This is a genomic window from Streptomyces sp. DSM 40868, from assembly GCF_011820545.1.
Taxonomy (GTDB): Bacteria; Actinomycetota; Actinomycetes; order Streptomycetales; family Streptomycetaceae; genus Streptomyces; species Streptomyces eurythermus.
This window is the reverse complement of the sequence record NZ_CP050504.1, coordinates 3,668,944-3,687,803: the sequence shown is the minus strand read 5'-3', so window position 1 is coordinate 3,687,803 and position 18,860 is coordinate 3,668,944. Positions and strand designations below refer to the sequence as shown.

The 18,860-nt window shown below is 71.4% G+C and carries 11 protein-coding genes; 5 read left to right on the top strand and 6 right to left on the bottom strand.

What is annotated here, in order from left to right:
* Window positions 1-67 precede the first annotated feature (67 nt).
* A complete protein-coding gene (gene secA, locus HB370_RS16590) occupies window positions 68-2,881 on the top strand; it encodes a preprotein translocase subunit SecA (protein WP_030782938.1) in 2,814 nt (937 codons plus the stop codon).
* 93 nt (window positions 2,882-2,974) lie between these two features.
* On the opposite strand, the gene HB370_RS16585 is transcribed toward secA, so the two are convergent.
* Entirely contained in the window at window positions 2,975-3,463 is a 489-nt protein-coding gene (locus HB370_RS16585) for an Rv3235 family protein (RefSeq protein ID WP_030782936.1), read from the bottom strand.
* Between the two features lie 328 nt (window positions 3,464-3,791).
* Between HB370_RS16585 and HB370_RS16580 the strand changes: the two genes are divergently transcribed.
* Together HB370_RS16580 and HB370_RS16575 are read left to right on the top strand one after the other, a co-directional pair.
* Entirely contained in the window at window positions 3,792-4,304 is a 513-nt protein-coding gene (locus tag HB370_RS16580; protein WP_030782933.1) for a hypothetical protein, read from the top strand.
* A gap of 48 nt (window positions 4,305-4,352) precedes the next feature.
* Complete coding sequence (locus HB370_RS16575) at window positions 4,353-5,021, top strand: HAD family hydrolase (protein WP_030782928.1); 669 nt, start codon at window positions 4,353-4,355, stop codon at window positions 5,019-5,021.
* 89 nt (window positions 5,022-5,110) lie between these two features.
* Here HB370_RS16575 and HB370_RS16570 read toward each other — a convergent pair whose 3' ends face one another.
* Window positions 5,111-5,677 carry a DJ-1/PfpI family protein gene (locus HB370_RS16570; protein ID WP_030782925.1) on the bottom strand — a complete coding sequence of 189 codons (567 nt, stop codon included), beginning with the start codon at window positions 5,675-5,677 and terminating at the stop codon, window positions 5,111-5,113.
* A gap of 651 nt (window positions 5,678-6,328) precedes the next feature.
* On the opposite strand from HB370_RS16570, the gene HB370_RS16565 reads away from it, so the two are divergent.
* Window positions 6,329-11,275 carry an NAD-glutamate dehydrogenase gene (locus HB370_RS16565; protein WP_030782922.1) on the top strand — a complete coding sequence of 1,649 codons (4,947 nt, stop codon included), beginning with the start codon at window positions 6,329-6,331 and terminating at the stop codon, window positions 11,273-11,275.
* Between the two features lie 99 nt (window positions 11,276-11,374).
* Entirely contained in the window at window positions 11,375-12,886 is a 1,512-nt protein-coding gene (locus HB370_RS16560) for a hypothetical protein (RefSeq protein ID WP_244405540.1), read from the top strand.
* 146 nt (window positions 12,887-13,032) lie between these two features.
* Here HB370_RS16560 and HB370_RS16555 read toward each other — a convergent pair whose 3' ends face one another.
* From HB370_RS16555 to HB370_RS16540, 4 genes are all read right to left on the bottom strand, one after another.
* Window positions 13,033-14,679, bottom strand: coding sequence for a glycosyltransferase family 2 protein (locus tag HB370_RS16555; protein WP_030782915.1), 1,647 nt, complete (start codon window positions 14,677-14,679; stop codon window positions 13,033-13,035).
* Window positions 14,676-16,883, bottom strand: a complete 2,208-nt coding sequence (locus HB370_RS16550) for a CDP-glycerol:glycerophosphate glycerophosphotransferase (RefSeq protein WP_030782912.1) — start codon at window positions 16,881-16,883, stop codon at window positions 14,676-14,678. The genes HB370_RS16555 and HB370_RS16550 overlap by 4 nt, the downstream gene beginning before the upstream one ends.
* A gap of 129 nt (window positions 16,884-17,012) precedes the next feature.
* Window positions 17,013-17,819 (bottom strand): ABC transporter ATP-binding protein, encoded by an 807-nt coding sequence (locus HB370_RS16545; protein WP_037701604.1) that lies wholly within the window; start codon window positions 17,817-17,819, stop codon window positions 17,013-17,015.
* The gene (locus HB370_RS16540) at window positions 17,812-18,726 is read right to left on the bottom strand and encodes an ABC transporter permease (RefSeq protein WP_030782906.1); all 915 of its coding nucleotides are present in this window, start codon (window positions 18,724-18,726) and stop codon (window positions 17,812-17,814) included. Before HB370_RS16540 ends, HB370_RS16545 begins: the two co-directional genes overlap by 8 nt.
* Between the last annotated feature and the right edge of the window lie 134 nt (window positions 18,727-18,860).

The following is an 18,860-nucleotide window of genomic DNA, read 5'->3' as shown; positions in this document are numbered from 1 at the left end:
GCCGTTGCTCAGTAGTCAGAAGGAAAACCGACCGTCCCAGGCCCGACCGGCAAGGAGACCAGCCCCCGTGTCCGTCCTCTCGAAGATCATGCGTGCAGGCGAAGGCAAGATCCTGCGCAAGCTGCACCGCATCGCGGACCAGGTCAACTCCATCGAAGAGGACTTCGTCGACCTCTCCGACGCCGAGCTGCGGGCCCTCACCGATGAGTACAAGCAGCGGTACGCCGACGGTGAGAGCCTCGACGACCTGCTCCCCGAGGCGTTCGCCACGGTCCGCGAGGCCGCCAAGCGCGTCCTCGGCCAGCGTCACTACGACGTGCAGCTGATGGGCGGTGCCGCGCTCCACCTCGGCTATGTGGCCGAGATGAAGACCGGTGAGGGCAAGACCCTCGTCGGCACCCTGCCGGCGTATCTCAACGCCCTGTCCGGGGACGGCGTCCACCTCATCACGGTCAACGACTACCTGGCCGAGCGCGACTCCGAGATGATGGGCCGCGTCCACAAGTTCCTGGGCCTGAGCGTCGGCTGCATCCTCGCCAGCATGACCCCGGCCCAGCGCCGCGAGCAGTACGCGTGCGACATCACCTACGGCACGAACAACGAGTTCGGCTTCGACTACCTGCGCGACAACATGGCGTGGTCGAAGGACGAGCTGGTGCAGCGCGGCCACAACTTCGCCATCGTGGACGAGGTCGACTCCATCCTCATCGACGAGGCCCGTACGCCGCTGATCATCTCCGGCCCGGCCGACCAGGCCACCAAGTGGTACGGCGACTTCGCCAAGCTGGTCACCCGCCTCAAGCGCGGCGAGGCCGGCAACCCGCTCAAGGGCATGGAGGAGACCGGCGACTACGACGTCGACGAGAAGAAGCGCACGGTCGCCATCCACGAGTCCGGTGTCGCCAAGGTCGAGGACTGGCTGGGCATCGACAACCTCTACGAGTCGGTGAACACCCCGCTCGTGGGTTACCTGAACAACGCCATCAAGGCCAAGGAACTGTTCAAGCGCGACAAGGACTACGTCGTCATCGACGGCGAGGTCATGATCGTCGACGAGCACACCGGCCGTATCCTCGCCGGCCGCCGCTACAACGAGGGCATGCACCAGGCGATCGAGGCGAAGGAAGGGGTGGAGATCAAGGACGAGAACCAGACGCTCGCCACGATCACCCTCCAGAACTTCTTCCGCCTCTACAACAAGCTCTCCGGCATGACCGGTACGGCGATGACCGAGGCCGCCGAGTTCCACCAGATCTACAAGCTCGGCGTGGTCCCGATCCCGACCAACCGGCCGATGATCCGCAAGGACCAGTCGGACCTGATCTACCGCACCGAGGTGGCCAAGTTCGAGGCGGTCGTGGACGACATCGCCGAGAAGCACGAGAAGGGCCAGCCGATCCTCGTCGGCACGACCTCCGTCGAGAAGTCGGAGTACCTCTCGCAGCAGCTCAGCAAGCGCGGCATCCAGCACGAGGTGCTGAACGCCAAGCACCACGAGCGCGAGGCGCAGATCGTGGCCCAGGCGGGTCGCAAGGGCGCGGTGACGGTGGCCACCAACATGGCCGGCCGTGGTACGGACATCAAGCTCGGCGGCAACCCCGAGGACCTCGCCGAGGCGGAGCTGCGCCAGCGCGGCCTCGACCCCGAGGAGCACATCGAGGAGTGGGCCGCGGCCCTGCCCGCCGCCCTGGAGAAGGCCGAGCAGGCCGTCAAGGCGGAGAAGGAGGAGGTGGAGGCGCTCGGCGGCCTCTACGTCCTCGGCACCGAGCGGCACGAGTCGCGGCGCATCGACAACCAGCTGCGCGGCCGTTCCGGCCGTCAGGGCGACCCGGGCGAGTCCCGCTTCTACCTCTCGCTGGGCGACGACCTGATGCGCCTGTTCAAGGCCCAGATGGTCGAGCGCGTGATGTCCATGGCCAACGTGCCGGACGACGTGCCGATCGAGAACAAGATGGTCACCCGCGCCATCGCGTCCGCGCAGGCCCAGGTCGAGACGCAGAACTTCGAGACCCGTAAGAACGTCCTGAAGTACGACGAGGTGCTCAACCGGCAGCGCGAGGTCATCTACGGCGAGCGCCGCCGCGTCCTGGAGGGCGAGGACCTGCACGAGCAGATCCGGCACTTCATGGACGACACGATCGAGGCGTACGTCACCGCGGAGACCTCCGAGGGCTTCCCCGAGGACTGGGACCTGGACCGGCTGTGGGGCGCCTTCCGGCAGCTGTACCCGGTGAAGGTCACGATCGAGGAACTGGAGGAGGCGGCCGGCGACCGGGCCGGTCTGACCGCCGAGTTCATCATCGAGTCCATCAAGGAGGACATCCACGAGCAGTACGAGGCCCGCGAGGCGCAGCTCGGCTCCGAGATCATGCGTGAGCTGGAGCGCCGGGTCGTGCTGTCGGTCCTGGACCGCAAGTGGCGCGAGCACCTCTACGAGATGGACTACCTCCAGGAGGGCATCGGCCTGCGCGCGATGGCCCAGAAGGACCCGCTGGTCGAGTACCAGCGCGAGGGCTTCGACATGTTCACCGCGATGATGGACGGCATCAAGGAGGAGTCCGTCGGCTACCTGTTCAACCTGGAGGTCCAGGTGGAGCAGCAGGTCGAGGAGGTCCCGGTCGAGGCGCAGGCCCAGCCGGCCGGCGAGGGCGCGCAGGACACGGTGCCGGCGCAGGCGACCGCCCGCCCCGAGATCCGCGCCAAGGGGCTGGACGTTCCGCAGCGCCGGGAGCTGCACTTCTCCGCGCCGACGGTGGACGGCGAGGGCGGCATCGTGGAGCGGGACCTGGAGGACGAGGAGCCGGTGCGGTCCGAGTCCGACGGGCTGACCCGGGCGGAGCGGCGGCGGCAGGCCAAGGGCGGCCGGCGCCGTAAGAAGTAACGCGGGAAGCGACGCCGGCGCCTGAGAGGCCGGCGGTGCGCAAGGGCCGGGTCTCCTACGGGGACCCGGCCCTTTGCCGTTCCCACCCGGGACTCACACGGGACCCGTTTCCACCGCTGTGCAGCGCCAGCGGAGGTCTTCGCCGCGTTCCAGGCGGAAGGCCATGGCGCGCAGCCGGTCGCCGGTGGCGACCCGGGCGAAGACTTCCAGCGCGCCCTCGCCGGCGACGTAGTAGCCGATGTCCTGGACGACCGGGCGGATGCCGCGGGGGCCCCGGGTGCGCAGGGGGCCGCGTTCGGCGAGGCGGGCCAGGTCGTCGTAGGCGCGGCCGGCGGTGTGGCGGAGCATCCAGTGGACGGGCCGCTGCCCGCTCAGGACGGCGAGCAGGCGGTCCGCGAAGAGGTCGGTGGGCCGGGGCTGCCCTGCGGCGGCCTGTGGGGTCGTACGGGGGCTCTGGGCGCGGACGGCCGTCGTGCGGGCGGCCGTGCGGGGTGGCGCTCCGCCGGGGCGGCGGGTGTCGCGGCGGGTCGGCGGGCGGTGCCGCGGGCGGGGCTGGACGGTTCGGCTCATGACCTTGTTCATGGGGGACCCCGTTCGGCCGGCCCGGGGGGTACCGGGCGGTAACAAGTGGTGGGGATCTTGTACGGGGCGCGGAAGGCGCGGACAAGCAGGGGACGACCGGTGGGCGCGAGCCGGGCAAGCTCACCTATCAGGGTGAGAAGAGGGTCCCGGACCCCGCGGTCGAGCGGCCGGAGAGGGTGAACCGGCGGCCCGGGGCTGACGTCCCGACGGGGGCGGGCGGGGGCTCGAAAGGGGACGGACGCACGTATCCTGAAGGCCCTCCGGGAGACGCGCCAGCCGCCCTCCCCGGGGCCCCAGCGGAGCCTTTGACCAGGAAAGAGCGGCCAGTATGCGCGTCTACGTCCCCCTGACCCTCCCCGCTCTCGCCGAGGCCCACAGGACGGGTGAGCTGGGGAGCGGCCCCTTCGTCGCGTACGCCGTCACGCCCGCCCTGCGCGAGTGGTACCTCTCCGAGGACATCGAGGAGCTGGAGTACGCGGCGCTCGGCCGCGCCGCGCTGGCCTCCCTGCGGCTGCTGGCGGCGGACCCGGACGCGGTACGGCGCCGGGTCGTGGTCGCCGTGGACGTGCCCGACGGCGCGGCGAAGGCCGACCCGGACCGCGGGCTCGAACCCTCCGCCCTCGGCCAGGTGACCGTGACGGTGTCGGTGCCGCTGGCGAAGGCGGCCGCCGTGCACGTCGACGCCGAGGACGCGGAAGCCGACGTGGCCGCGGCGGCGCGGGCGCTCCCGGCCGCCGACGGCGGGGACGACGACGCCCGGTTCGTCGTGGACGGGGCGGACGACCACGAACTGCTGTGGTACGCCACGCAGGAGATCCCCAACCTCGTCGGACGGGCCTGACCTCGGCCGGCACGGTGATTGTCAGTGGTGGCGGGTACGGTCTCGGGCATGGGGACGCACAAGAGCGCGCACATCGTCTGGGACTGGAACGGGACCCTCTTCCACGACAATGACGCGATCATAGGGGCGACGAACGCCGCCTTCGCCGAGCTGGGACTCGCGCCGATCACGCTCGAGCAGTACCGCTCGCTGTACTGCGTACCGGTGCCGAAGTTCTACGAGCGGCTGCTCGGCCGGCTGCCGAGCGACGCCGAGTGGGAGCTGATGGACGCGACCTTCCACCGGTACTACACCGAGCACCGGGTGCGGTGCGGGCTGACCGAGGGGGCCGAGGAACTGCTCGCCGGGTGGCGGTCGGACGGGCACAGCCAGTCGCTGCTGAGCATGTACGAGCACGAGGAACTGGTGCCGGTGGTGCGGGGCTTCGGCATCGAGCCGCACTTCGTACGGATCGACGGGCGCACCGGGCCGTCCGGCGGCAGCAAGGCCGAGCACATGGTGCGGCACCTGAAGGCGCTGGTGGGGGTCGCCGAGCCGGAGCGGACCGTGGTGATCGGGGACGCGGCGGACGACGCGGTCGCGGCGCGGCACGTGGGGGCCCGGGCCGTGCTGTACACCGGGGGGTCGCACAGCCGGGCGAGTCTGGAGGGGGCCGGGGTGCCGGTGGTGGACTCCCTGGCCGAGGCGGTCGCGGAGGCGCGAAGAACAGCGGCGTGACCGGGCGCGGGGAAGAGCGCGCCCGGCCACGACGTGCCCGCCGCCCGGCGGCGCGGTCCAGGTCCCGCGGCGGGACCGGATAGCCGGCCTCAGTCCGCCGGCGCGGTCGCCCGCAGCACCTTCAGGAACTCCCGCATCCACGCCGGGTGGTCCGGCCAGGCGCGGGAGGAGACCAGGGTGCCGTCGACCACGGCCTCGGTGTCCTGGAAGTCCGCGCCGGCCGCCTGCATGTCCGGTTCGAGGGCCGGGTAGGCCGTCACCCGGCGGCCCCGCAGGGAGTCGACCGCGGCGGTGAGCAGCGGGCCGTGGCAGATCTGGGCCACGGGCTTGTCCGCGTCGAAGAACGCCTTGAGGATCTTGCGCAGCTCGGCGTCGTTGCGCAGGTACTCGGGCGCCCGGCCGCCGGGGATCACCAGGGCCGCGTACGCGCCGGGGTCGACCTCGGCGAACGCCAGGTCGGCGGGCCAGGTGTAGCCGGGCTTCTCGGTGTACGTGTCGTAGCCGGGCTCGAAGTCGTGGACGACGAAGCGGAGCGTCTTGCGGGAGGGGGCCGCGATGTGGACCTCGTAGCCTTCCTCGCGCAGCCGCTGGTAGGGGTAGAACACCTCCAGGGACTCCGCCGCGTCGCCGGTGACGATGAGGATCTTGGTGGGCATGTCGGTTCCTCGCAGACTCCGTGCGTGAGGGTGGGACCCGGCGTTCCGCGGCGGGACGCCGGGACCCGTGGCGGACTCAAGGCACCGTGCCCCCGCCGGGCGCGCTTGCCAAGAGGACCCGGTGGTTTTCAGAGTGCGGCGGCGGACGCGGGGACGCGACCGGATGACCCGGCGGCGGGCCGCGCGCGCCGGTGGCCGGATACGTCACCCTCCCCGCCCCCATCGCTGTGCAGAACGTCAAACTTCACCACTCGGTTTTGTACACATGCGGCTCATGACGCGCCCCGGGGCAAGAGCGATAGCCTTGTGGCGTGATCAGCGCGATATCCCGCGGGGGCGATCATGCTCCCGCCCTGCGCCCGGGTTGCACGGCTCGTCTCCGTGACCGGGTGGCGGTCGCTGGTCTTCGCGGGCGGGACGGGGGCGCGGACGCCTCCGCGGCGCCGGAAACGGTCGGGTTCACGGCGCTGCCGAGAGCAGCGTCACACTCGTCCGGCGTCATGAAATTGGCCGAATTCTCCCCGCTCATCTCACCTCGCGGCATACCGTCGACAGTGACCGGACACCCCGGGACGTGGCGTTGTGTCGCAAGGGAAGAGACAGAACTTCCTTCTACGTCACGCAACGGCGCGCGACAGGAGCCAGAGGACAATGCAGACCAAGCTGGACGAAGCCAAGGCCGAGCTGCTCGAAAGGGCCGCCCGGGTAGCTGAGAACAGCCCGGTCGGGGGGCACCTACCGACCGGGACGACGAGCGAGGGCACCCCCGGCACCCCGGACAGCGAATCCGTGCTCGCGTTCCTCCAGCGCTACTACCTGCACACCGCCCCCGAAGACCTCGCCGACCGCGACCCGGTCGACGTCTTCGGCGCCGCGGTCTCGCACTACCGGCTCGCCGAGAACCGCCCGCAGGGCACCGCCAATGTGCGGGTGCACACCCCGACGGTGGAAGAGAACGGGTGGACGTGCAGCCACACCGTCGTGGAGGCCGTCACCGACGACATGCCCTTCCTCGTGGACTCGGTCACCAACGAGCTGACGCGGCAGGGGCGTGGCATCCACGTCGTCATCCACCCGCAGTTCGTGGTCCGCCGGGACCTGACCGGCAAGCTGCTCGAGGTGCTGCCGACCCCGCCCGTCGGCGACGACCTCCCGCACGACGCGCACGTCGAGTCCTGGATCCACGTCGAGATCGACCGGGAGACCGACCGCGCCGACCTGAAGCAGATCTCCGCCGACCTGCTGCGCGTGCTGTCCGACGTGCGCGAGGCCGTCGAGGACTGGGAGAAGATGCGGGACGCGGCGATCCGGATCGCCGACGGCCTGGAGAGCGAGCCCGCCCCCGCCGACCTGCCCCGCCCGGAGGTCGCGGAGGCCCGTGAGCTGCTGCACTGGCTGGCCGCGGACCACTTCACCTTCCTCGGCTACCGCGAGTACCAGCTGCGCGAGGACGACACGCTCGCCGCCGTGCCCGGCACCGGTCTCGGCATACTGCGCTCGGACCCGCACCACGCCAAGGAGGACCAGCACCCGGTCAGCCCCTCCTTCGAGCGCCTTCCGGCCGACGCCCGCGCCAAGGCCCGCGAGCACAAGCTGCTGGTGCTGACCAAGGCCAACAGCCGGGCCACCGTGCACCGGCCGTCGTACCTGGACTACATCGGCGTCAAGAAGTTCGACGCGGACGGCAACGTCGTCGGCGAGCGCCGCTTCCTCGGCCTGTTCTCCTCCGCCGCCTACACCGAGTCGGTGCGCCGGGTGCCGGTGATCCGCCGCAAGGTGGACGAGGTGCTCGCCCGGGCCGGCTTCTCGCCGCACAGCCACGACGGCCGCGACCTGCTCCAGATCATGGAGACCTACCCGCGCGACGAGCTGTTCCAGACGCCGGTCGCCGAACTCCAGGCCATCGTCACCAGCGTGCTCTACCTCCAGGAGCGCCGCCGGCTGCGGCTGTACCTGCGCCAGGACGAGTACGGCCGCTACTACTCCGCCCTCGTCTACCTCCCACGCGACCGCTACACCACCGGCGTGCGCCTGCGGATCATCGACATCCTCAAGGAGGAGCTGGGCGGCACCAGCGTCGACTTCACCGCCTGGAACACCGAGTCGATCCTCTCCCGGCTGCACTTCGTGGTCCGTGTCCCGCAGGGCACCGAGCTGCCCGAGCTGTCGGACGCCGACAAGGAGCGCATCGAGGCCCGTCTGGTGGAGGCGGCCCGCTCCTGGGCCGACGCGTTCGCCGAGGCGCTGACCGCCGAGTGCGGCGAGGAGCGCGCGGCCGAGGTGCTGCGCCGCTACAACCACGCCTTCCCGGAGGGCTACAAGGCCGACCACAGCCCGCGCGCGGCCGTCGCCGACCTGGTCCACCTGGAGCAGCTGAGCGAGGACAAGGACTTCTCGCTGAGCCTGTACGAGCCGGTGGGCGCCGCGCCCGACGAGCGCCGGTTCAAGATCTACCAGAAGGGCGGCACGGTCTCGCTGTCCAAGGTGCTGCCGGTGCTGAGCCGGCTCGGCGTCGAGGTCACCGACGAGCGCCCGTACGAGATGCGCTGCGCCGACCGCACCACCGCCTGGATCTACGACTTCGGCCTGCGCATGCCGAAGTCGCTCGGCGGCGGCAACGGCGACTACCTGGGCGACGACGGCCGCGAGCGGTTCCAGGAGGCGTTCGCCGCGACCTGGACCGGCAAGGCCGAGAACGACGGCTTCAACGCCCTCGTGCTCAGCGCCGGGCTGACCTGGCGGCAGGCGATGGTGCTGCGCGCCTACGCCAAGTACCTGCGGCAGGCCGGCTCGACCTTCTCGCAGGACTACATGGAGGACACCCTCCGCAACAACGTCCACACCACCCGGCTCCTGGTCTCCCTGTTCGAGGCCCGGATGTCCCCGGAGCGGCAGCAGGCCGGCGTCGAGATCACCGACGCCCTGCTGGAGGAGCTGGACGCGGCCCTGGAGCAGGTGGCCAGCCTGGACGAGGACCGCATCCTGCGGTCGTTCCTGACCGTCATCAAGGCGACCCTGCGCACGAACTTCTTCCAGGAGGGGCCGGGCGGCGAGCCGCACGACTACGTCTCCATGAAGTTCGACCCGCGGGCCATCCCGGACCTGCCCGCGCCGCGCCCGGCGTTCGAGATCTGGGTGTACTCGCCGCGGGTGGAGGGCGTGCACCTGCGCTTCGGCAAGGTCGCGCGCGGCGGTCTGCGCTGGTCGGACCGGCGCGAGGACTTCCGTACGGAGATCCTCGGCCTGGTCAAGGCGCAGATGGTGAAGAACACCGTGATCGTGCCGGTGGGCGCCAAGGGCGGCTTCGTCGCCAAGCAGCTGCCCGACCCGGGCGTGGACCGCGACGCCTGGCTGGCCGAGGGCATCGCCAGCTACAAGACGTTCATCTCGGCGCTGCTCGACATCACCGACAACATGGTGGCCGGCGAGGTCGTGCCGCCGCGGGACGTGGTCCGGCACGACGGCGACGACACCTACCTGGTGGTCGCCGCCGACAAGGGCACCGCGACCTTCTCCGACATCGCCAACGACGTCGCGAACAGCTACGACTTCTGGCTCGGCGACGCCTTCGCCTCCGGCGGCTCGGCCGGCTACGACCACAAGGGCATGGGCATCACCGCGCGCGGCGCCTGGGAGTCCGTCAAGCGGCACTTCCGCGAGCTGGGCGTGGACACGCAGAGCGAGGACTTCACGGTCGTCGGCATCGGTGACATGTCCGGTGACGTGTTCGGCAACGGCATGCTGCTGTCGGAGCACATCCGCCTGGTCGCCGCGTTCGACCACCGGCACATCTTCATCGACCCGAACCCGGACGCGGCCACCTCCTACGCCGAGCGCCGCCGCCTGTTCGAGCTGCCCCGCTCCAGCTGGGCCGACTACGACACCAGCCTGCTGTCGACGGGCGGCGGGATCTTCCCGCGCACCGCCAAGTCGATCCCGCTCAACAGCCACATCCGCGAGGCCCTCGGCATCGACGGCAAGGTCACCAAGATGACCCCGGCCGACCTGATGCGGACCATCCTCAAGGCGCCGGTGGACCTGCTGTGGAACGGCGGCATCGGCACGTACGTCAAGGCGTCGACGGAGTCCCACGCCGACGTCGGCGACAAGGCCAACGACGCCATCCGCGTGGACGGCCAGGACCTGCGGGCCAGGGTCGTCGGCGAGGGCGGCAACCTGGGCCTGACCCAGCTCGGCCGGATCGAGTTCGCCCGGCACGGCGGAAAGATCAACACCGACGCGATCGACAACAGCGCCGGCGTGGACACCTCCGACCACGAGGTGAACATCAAGATCCTGCTGAACGGCCTGGTCGCGGACGGCGACATGACCGTCAAGCAGCGCAACAAGCTGCTCGCCGAGATGACCGACGAGGTCGGCGCGCTGGTCCTGCGCAACAACTACGCGCAGAACACCGCCCTGGCCAACGCCCTGTCCCAGGCCAAGGACATGCTCCACGCCCAGCAGCGGTTCATCCGCCACCTGGTGCGCGAGGGTCACCTGGACCGGGCGCTGGAGTTCCTGCCGACCGACCGGCAGATCCGTGAGCGCCTCGCCCAGAACCAGGGCCTGACCGGCCCGGAGACGGCCGTCGTCCTCGCGTACACCAAGATCACGGTGGCCGAGGAGCTGCTGCACACCTCGCTGCCGGACGACCCGTACCTGCGCGGTCTGCTGCACGCCTACTTCCCGACGGCCCTGCGCGAGCGGTTCGCCGACGCCATCGACAACCACCCGCTGCGCCGCGAGATCACCACCACCGTGCTGGTCAACGACACGGTCAACACGGGCGGTACGACGTATCTGCACCGGCTGCGCGAGGAGACCGGCGCCTCCCTGGAGGAGATCGTCCGCGCCCAGACCGCGGCCCGCGTGATCTTCTGCGCGGCACCGGTGTGGGACGCCGTCGAGGCACTGGACAACAAGGTCGACGCGGCCGTGCAGACCCGCATCCGGCTGCACTCGCGCCGCCTGGTCGAGCGCGGAACGCGCTGGCTGCTGAACAACCGGCCGCAGCCGGTCCAGCTCGCCGAGACGGTGGAGTTCTTCGCCGAGCGGGTCGAGCGGGTCTGGCAGGAGCTGCCGAAGCTGCTGCGCGGCGCGGACCTGGAGTGGTACCAGCACGTGTACGACGAGCTGTCCGCGGCCGGCGTCCCGGACGAGCTGGCGACCCGCGTGGCCGGCTTCTCCTCCGCCTTCCCGGCGCTCGACATCGTGTCGGTCGCCGACCGCATGGGCAAGGAGCCGCTGGACGTCGCCGAGGTGTACTACGACCTCGCCGACCGGCTGGACATCACCCAGCTCATGGACCGCATCATCGAGCTGCCCCGCACCGACCGCTGGCAGTCGATGGCCCGCGCCTCCATCCGCGAGGACCTGTACGCGGCGCACGCGGCCCTCACCGCGGACATCCTCGCGGTGGGCAACGGCACCTCGACGCCGGAGCAGCGGTTCGAGGCGTGGGAGGAGAAGAACGCGGCGCTGCTGAGCCGGGCCCGCACCACGCTGGACGAGATCCGCGGCTCGGACTCGTTCGACCTCGCCAACCTGTCGGTGGCGATGCGCACGATGCGGACGCTGCTGCGCACGCACTCGTAGTCCGCACGGTGTGAGAGGCGCCCGGGGCCGGTAGCGGCCCCGGGCGTCTTTCGTCTGTCCGGGTGACGCGGACACGGACGGCGGTAGGGTCGGTGGATCATGCAGACCACGACATCCGACACCGAACCGGAGCAGCGTACGGCGGCGCCGCGCCACCCGGTGGCCCGCGCCGGCCGGATCTCGGCGCAGGGCGCCGCCGCACTGGTCCTGGTGCTGCTGCTCCTGGTCGTCGTCCGGCTGCCGTGGGCGGGCGACCTGGGCATGCACGCGGCCACGATCGAGCGGCTACGGCACAGCCTCGTGCATCCCGGCAACCCGCTGGTCGACGCCGACACGCCGAGCCCGTACTACTCGCCGTGGACGCTGCTGCTCGGCATCGTCGCCAAGCTGACCGGCCTGTCCGTCTTCGTGGTCCTGCGCCTGGCCGCGCTCGCCGGACTGGCGCTGCTGGTGACGGGCGTCCACCGCTACGTCCGCACCCTCACCGCACACCGCGCCGCCCCCGCCCTGGCCCTGCTCGGCCTGCTGTTCCTGTGGGGTCCGGACCTGTTCGCCTGGAGCGGCTTCCTCGGGCTGAACTCCCTGGCCCTGACGGTGTCGTACCCCAGCGTCTTCGCGCTCGGGCTCACCTTCCACTTCTGGGCGTGGCTGACCCGGGCGGCGCGCGGACCGGCCGGGTGGGGCGCGGGGGCCGCGCTGGGGGCGCTGTGGGCGGGGATCCTGCTGTGCCACCAGTTCACCGGGGTGGTGGCGACGCTGGGCGGACTGGCCATGGTGGCCGGGGCCCGCCCGGGGCGCGCGACGCTGCTCCGCCTCGGCACCGGGGTGCTCACCGGCCTGCTGGTGCTGTGGCTGTGGCCGTACTACGACTTCTTCGCGCTGTTCTCCGCCGGCGGGGACCTGGAGGCGGTCCACCGGTCGCTGTACCGGGACCTGGCCGGACGGTTCGGGTATGCGCTGCCCGGGGTGGTGGCGCTGGGGTTCCGGCTGCGCCGGGACCGCCGGGATCCGCTGGCCCTGTTCTTCGTCCTGGGTGTCCTGATGGTGGCGGCGGGCGGGCTGACCGGCCACTACTCCTGGGGCCGCGCGCTGCCCGCCGCGCTGATCCCGGCGCAGCTCGCCGCCGCGCTCCAGGCGGTGTCGGCGGGGCGCTGGGCGGTGCGCCGGGGGTGGGCGTGCGTGCTGCTCGTCGTGCTGGTGGCGGGGGCGTGGACGCAGGCCGGGACGCTCGGGTACGTGGTGCGCCGGGACGCGCTGCCCGCGGCGATCGCGGAGAAGTACCGGCAGCCGTGGGCGGGGTACCAGTGGATGACGCGGGCCGGGGTGCGGTACGGCGATGTGGTGATGGCCCGCCGGTTCCCGTCCCGGCAGATCCCCGCGTACGGGCCTTACACCGTGGCGCCCGGCTATCCGGACGTGTTCCTGCCGGACGCGGGGCGTCGGGAGGCGGCGATGAAACGGTACTTCTCGGCGGGGGCCGGGGCGGAGGAGCGGCGGGGGATCCTGCGCGAGTACGGGGTGCGGTGGGTGGTCGGGGGAGCCCCCGCCCCGTGGCTCCACAGGACGGCCGTGGGGCCACGGGGGCAGGTGCTGTACCGCGTGGTCCCGTGAGCTGGTCTGGGCCCGGAGGGGGGCGCTTACCGGCGCCGGCAGGGTGCCGCTGCGCCCACCCGTACCGCCCCAGCGGCACGACTGCCCGCAGCTGGGGCGGTGAGGCTGCGGGGAGAGACGCCATGACGGCGCCTCGCACGTGCCCCTTACTTCAGTACGCTCGCCACCAGCCGCGCGGCGTTCCGTACGCGCGGGTTGGTGACCCGGCGGGCCATCGGGCGCAGCACCCGGGCCCTCGTTCCCACCGGCCGCCAGCGGATCTGGAGGCGGCCGGGGTTGCGGGGTTCCGGTTCGACGGTGACGGTGTGGTGCGGGACGCGGGCCGTGCGCGCCGGGAAGTCCAGCGGAGCGAGCAGCACGGACGAGTTGGCCAGGCCCTGCTGTTCCAGGCGGATCACGGGGTGGCGCAAGCCGTCGAAGCCCTGGACGGGAAGGGACGCCGAGGCGAGGTCGAGGCGGACCGTGCCGGTGAACACGCCGGGGCGCACCGGGTCCAGGCGGAACGGGACCGTCATCCGGCGCTTGCCGGGGGTGAGCAGGAGCGAGGCGCGCTGGGGGCCGACGGGCAGGCGCAGGCCGGGGTCGTAGGTGCGGACCGTCAGGGTGAGGACCGCGCCGGGGTCGTACGTCAGGTCCGTGATCTCGTGGCGGAACCGCGCCGTCGGGAACGGGCGGCTGTCCAGCTCCAGTTCGGACAGGTTCAGCTCGCGGCGGGCCCGCTCCGTCGCCGGCGGCGTCTCGCCCCAGTACGGGCCACCCGCGCCGTCGGTCGTCACCCGCCGCGGCGCCACCTGGTGCCCCAGCCCGCGTGCCGCGAGCCGTACCTCGGCCGTGCGTTCCTGCCGCAGCAGCTCCAGCACCACCCGTTCGTCCCGTGGCAGCCTGTCGTACGCCTCGGGGGACAGCGTGTCCAGGTACGGGTTCATGATCTCGGCGAAGGAGGCCAGCCACGCGTCGTCCCGGTAGGGCAGGTCGCCGGCGTACATGCGGAAGTCGTGCTTGAGGAACTTGAAGTCCTTGTCCGCCCGCAGCCCCTCGTGCCCGCTGTCGCGCAGGAAGTCGTCGATCAGCCGCTGGACGCCCACCCGGTCGCGGACGTTGGATATCCGGTCCCGCTGGTTGGATATGGACGCGGAGGCCGCGGCGGCGAACGGCTCGATGTACCAGACGTACACCGGGTCCGGGACGATCGTGAACGCCTTCGCCAGGCAGTACGCCTGCGCCGAGAAGAGCTGGTCCTCGTAGTGGATGCCCTCGGGGAAGCGCAGCCGGTGGCGGTCCAGGAAGTCGCGCCGGTACATCTTGCTCGTCGCCAGGTGCTCGAAGAGCAGCCGGGGGTCCTCCTCGATGCCCTCCAGGGTGCGGCGCTCGGCGACCAGGTGGGGCATCCAGGTGGAGCGGCGTCCGTTGTCGACCCGGACCCGGCGCACCGCGCCCATGGCGAAGTCGACCTCGCGTTCCTGGTGCGCGGCGAGGAGCACCTCCACGGCGCGCGGCGGGAGTTCGTCGTCGCTGTCCAGGAACATCAGGTACGGCGCCCGGGAGATCTCGATGGCCCGGTTGCGCGGGGCGCTGCACCCGCCGCTGTTCTCCGGCAGCCGGATGACGCGGATGCGGTCGTCCTCGGCGGCGAGCCGCCGGGCCACCTCGGGGGTGTCGTCGGTGGAGTGGTCGTCACTGATGACGATCTCGATGCCGGCGTGGGTCTGCGCGCGCACGGAGGCGACCGCGCGGGGCAGCCGGGCCGCGTCGTTGTGGACGATGATCGTGACCGTGACGTCGGGGCTGGTCATGCGGTGGCCTCCTCGGGCGTCGGGGCAGGGGTGCGCCGCTCGACGGGCAGGACCGGGGGCAGCGCCTCCTCCGGCTCGCCGAGGAACACCCGCCGTACGACCCGTTCGGCGGCGCGTCCGTCGTCGTACTCGCAGAACCGCCGGCGGAACGCGGCCCGTGCCTTGGCCGCGCACTCGTCGCGCCAGGCGCCGGAGCGGAAGATCTCCGTCAGCTCCTCCTGGGTGCGGGCGACCTGGCCGGGATGGTCGGCCATCAGGTCGAAGTAGACACCGCGGGTGGTGCGGTAGGTCTCCCAGTCGTCGGCGTAGACCACGATCGGCCGGTCCAGGTTGGCGTAGTCGAACATGATCGACGAGTAGTCGGTGACCAGGGCGTCGGCGGCCAGGCACAGCTCCTCGACGGGGTCGTAGACGGAGACGTCGATGATCCGGCCGGAGCGGCGCAGCGCGGTCGGCTGGGCGGCGGCGCCGTAGAAGTAGTGGGCGCGGACGAGCAGGACGGTGTTCTCGCCGAGGCGGTCGGCGAGGGCGGCCAGGTCGAGGCGGGGGGTGAAGCCGGCCTCGTAGTCGCGGTGCGTGGGCGCGTACAGCACGGCCGTCTGCCCGGGGGCGATGCCGAGGCGCTCGCGGGCGGCGCGGACGTCGGCGGCGGTGGCCGTGTAGTAGACGTCGTTGCGCGGATAGCCGTAGTCCAGCGAGGTGTAGCGGGACGGGTAGGCGCGCTCCCACATGCGGGTGCTGTGGCTGTTGGCGCTGAGGCTGTAGTCCCACCGGTCGACGCGGGCCATCAGCGCGGCGAAGTCCAGGCCCTGGGCGGCGGCCGGGTAGTCCCGCTGGTCCATGCCCATGCGCTTGAGCGGGGTGCCGTGGTGGGTCTGGAGGTGGATCGCGTCGGGGCGTTTGACCACCGCGTTGGGGAAGTTGACGTTGTTCGTCAGGTACTTGGCGGTGGCCATGGTCTCCCAGTAGCGGCGGGAGCCGGGGATCACATGGTCGGTGCCGGGCGGCAGCAGGGCCGCGTTCTTCTTGCTCACCGTCCACACGGGGCGTATGTGCGGGGCGAGTTCGCCGAGCTTGGCGGCGATCGCGGCCGGGTTGCAGGACACCCCGCGGTTCCAATAGGCCGCGAACACGGCGAGGTCGGGGTTCACCGGGCGGCTCAGCGCGCGCCGGTACTGCTGGTCGCGGACCTTGGTGCCCAGCTGCCGCTTGCGGGTGCGCAGGGTCGAGCGGGCGGCGCGGCGGGTGCGGTTGGCGGCCTGGAGCGCGCGGTACCGGGTGTAGGCGCCCTCTTCCAGCAGCGCGTGCCGTATGCCGTCCAGACCGGATGGGCGCCGGTGGTGCTCGGGGCGCCAGTGGACCGCGGCCAGCGAGGCGCGGCGGAAGAACTCGCGGGCCACCTGCTCGGGCAGGTCCTCGCGGGCGAAGGTGGTGACCAGGTCACGCACCATCAGGTCGTACAGCACCGCGTGGGTGGCCCGGCGGTCCCCGGCGAGCGGGAACAGGGACTCGTACCGCTCGATGAGCGCGAACCGGTCCTCGGGTGTGCGGGGCGGCAGGCTCTGCGGGCGCGGCACGCGGTGTTCGTACGCGACCTGGGTCAGGCAGGCGACCCGGCCGGCGGCCAGCAGGGCGGCGTGGGCGGCGCGCGGCTCGTCGGCGTCGGTGTGCAGCTCCTCGTGGGCCCGCCAGAACGCGGTGCGCAGGGCGCGGTTGCCGAGCAGCGGGGCGAGCCGCAGCAGGTCGGCTGCCTCGTCCAGGGGGCGGGGGGCCCGGCCGGCGGCGGCCAGTCGGCGGCCGTCGGCGGAGGGTCTGCCGACGCCCTGCCAGTCCGTGCTCACGTGGTCGAACAGGAGCACGTCGACTGGGTCCGTGCCGTCCGGGGCGTCCAGTTCGGCGGTGCGCTCGGCGATCAGCCGGGGCCCGCCGGCCGGGAGGCCGTCCTTGGCGTGCACGAAGTGCAGCCAGTGGCCGGAGGCCCGGGCGGCACCGGCCGTGCGCGCCTCCGCGTCGCCCGTGCCGTCCGGCAGCGGTACGACGATCACCCCGGGCGCGTGGCCCTCGGCCGTCTCCCGTGCCCAGTCGCCGACGGCGGCGACGACCACCTCGGTGCCGGGCGGCGGATGGGCCGTCAAAGAGTCGAGTAGTTCGGTGAGATGCCCCTGGGCGTTCGACCCATAGACGATCACGCTCAACTGGGGCATCGCGGTGGACTCCTTAGGCTGGGTATGTCCGGCACATCTTTCACAACGTCATATAAAGGTCATATAAAACGGTTATGCCGGTGCGGTCTCCGCCGGGAGACCTTGATCTCTCCGCCGGGAGGCCGCGAACTACGCCTTCGCCGCCGGTTTCTTCTCGCCGGTGAAGGCCTCGTACTCCTTCATGACCTCCTCCGTCGGTCCGTCCATACGCAGTTCGCCGCGCTCCAGCCAGAGGACCCGCTCGCAGGTGTCGCGGATCGACTTGTTGTTGTGGCTGACCAGGAACACCGTGCCGGCGCGCTTGCGCAGTTCGCGGATCCGCTCCTCCGAACGCCGCTGGAAGGAACGGTCACCGGTGGCCAGCGCCTCGTCGATGAGCAGGACGTCGTGGTCCTTGGCGGCGGCGATGGAGAAGCGCAGCCGCGCGGCCATACCGGAAGAGTACGTGCGCATGGGCAGGGTGATGAAGTCGCCCTTCTCGTTGATGCCGGAGAAGTCGACGATGTCCTGGTAGCGCTCCTTGATCTGCTCCCGGGACATGCCCATGGCCAGGCCGCCGAGGTACACGTTCCGCTCGCCGGTGAGGTCGTTCATCAGGGCCGCGTTCACGCCCAGCAGGGACGGCTGGCCGTCGGTGTAGATGTGCCCGCTCTCCACCGGGAGCAGGCCCGCGACCGCCTTCAACAGGGTCGATTTCCCGGAGCCGTTGGTGCCGATGAGCCCGATCGCCTCGCCCTTGTAGGCGACGAACGACACCTTCTTCACCGCGTGCACCCGGCGGACGCCGGCCGCCTTCTCGGCCTGCCCCCGGCGCAGGATGCGGTTGAGGGCGGCGGTGGCGGAACCGCGGCCCGCGCCGGTGCCGTTGACCCGGTAGACGATGTCGACGCGGTCGGCGACGACGGTGGGGACCTTCTCGGTGGTGTGCTCAGCCACGGCCGTACGTCTCCTCAGCCTTCCAGAAGTAGATGAAGCCGCCGACGCCGGCGAGCAGGGCCCAGCCGACCGCCGCCGCCCAGACGTGCGGGGGCAGTTGGTGCGCCTGGAAGCTGTCGATCAGCGCGAACCGCATCAGGTCGATGTAGACGGCGGCCGGGTTGATCTGTAGCAGAACGGTGACAATACGCGGCAGATCGTCGTGCTTGGCGATCGTGTCGATGCTCCACATCACGCCGGACACGTACATCCAGGTGCGCAGCACGAAGGGCATCAGCTGGGCGATGTCCGGGGTCTTGGCGCCCAGCCGCGCCATGATCATGGAGACGCCCGCGTTGAAGGTGAACTGCAGGACGAGCGCGGGGACGGCCAGCAGCCAGGAGGCGCCGACCGGCACGCCGAAGCAGAGCAGGATGACGGCCAGCGCGCACATCGAGAACAGCAGCTGCTGGAGCTGCTGGAGGGCGAAGGAGATCGGCAGGGCGGCGCGCGGGAAGTGCAGGGCCCGGACCAGGCCGAGGTTGCCGGAGATCGCCCGGGTGCCCGCCATGATCGAACTCTGCGTGAACGTCCACACGAAGATGCCGGTGACCAGGAACGGCACGTAGTCCGCGACGTCCTGCTTGGTGCCGAGCAGCACGCCGAAGATGAAGTAGTAGACCGCCGCGTTCAGCAACGGGGTCATGACCTGCCACACCTGGCCGAGCTTCGCCTGGCTGTACTGCGCGGTGAGCTTGGCGGTGGCGAAGGCACTGATGAAGTGGCGGCGGGCCCACAGCTGGCGGACGTACTGCGGCAGGGAGGGGCGGGCGCCGCTGACCGACAGGCCGTGCCGGGCCGCGAGCGCCGCGAGATCGCCGTCGGCCGGGGCCCGGGTGGGGGGCGGTGTGTGGAGGACCTGACTCACATCCGCTGCTTTCGCTCGGGGGAGGGGATGCCGCGCCCGGCGCGCGCCGGGAGCGCCGCGGTGCCCGTCGGCCGGCGTTTCCTTACGTTTCTCTTCACGTGTTCTTACGTCGGGACGGGACCGTATCGTCGCAA

What these genes read in the sequence shown, in the direction of transcription:
- HB370_RS16585 (WP_030782936.1), bottom strand. Translation starts at nt 3,463, where the DNA reads ATGAACAAGGTCATGAGCCGAACCGTCCAGCCCCGCCCGCGGCACCGC.
- HB370_RS16580 (WP_030782933.1), top strand. Translation starts at nt 3,792, where the DNA reads ATGCGCGTCTACGTCCCCCTGACCCTCCCCGCTCTCGCCGAGGCCCAC.
- HB370_RS16565 (WP_030782922.1), top strand. Translation starts at nt 6,329, where the DNA reads ATGCAGACCAAGCTGGACGAAGCCAAGGCCGAGCTGCTCGAAAGGGCC.
- HB370_RS16570 (WP_030782925.1), bottom strand. Translation starts at nt 5,677, where the DNA reads ATGCCCACCAAGATCCTCATCGTCACCGGCGACGCGGCGGAGTCCCTG.
- HB370_RS16555 (WP_030782915.1), bottom strand. Translation starts at nt 14,679, where the DNA reads ATGACCAGCCCCGACGTCACGGTCACGATCATCGTCCACAACGACGCG.
- HB370_RS16575 (WP_030782928.1), top strand. Translation starts at nt 4,353, where the DNA reads ATGGGGACGCACAAGAGCGCGCACATCGTCTGGGACTGGAACGGGACC.
- HB370_RS16560 (WP_244405540.1), top strand. Translation starts at nt 11,375, where the DNA reads ATGCAGACCACGACATCCGACACCGAACCGGAGCAGCGTACGGCGGCG.
- HB370_RS16550 (WP_030782912.1), bottom strand. Translation starts at nt 16,883, where the DNA reads ATGCCCCAGTTGAGCGTGATCGTCTATGGGTCGAACGCCCAGGGGCAT.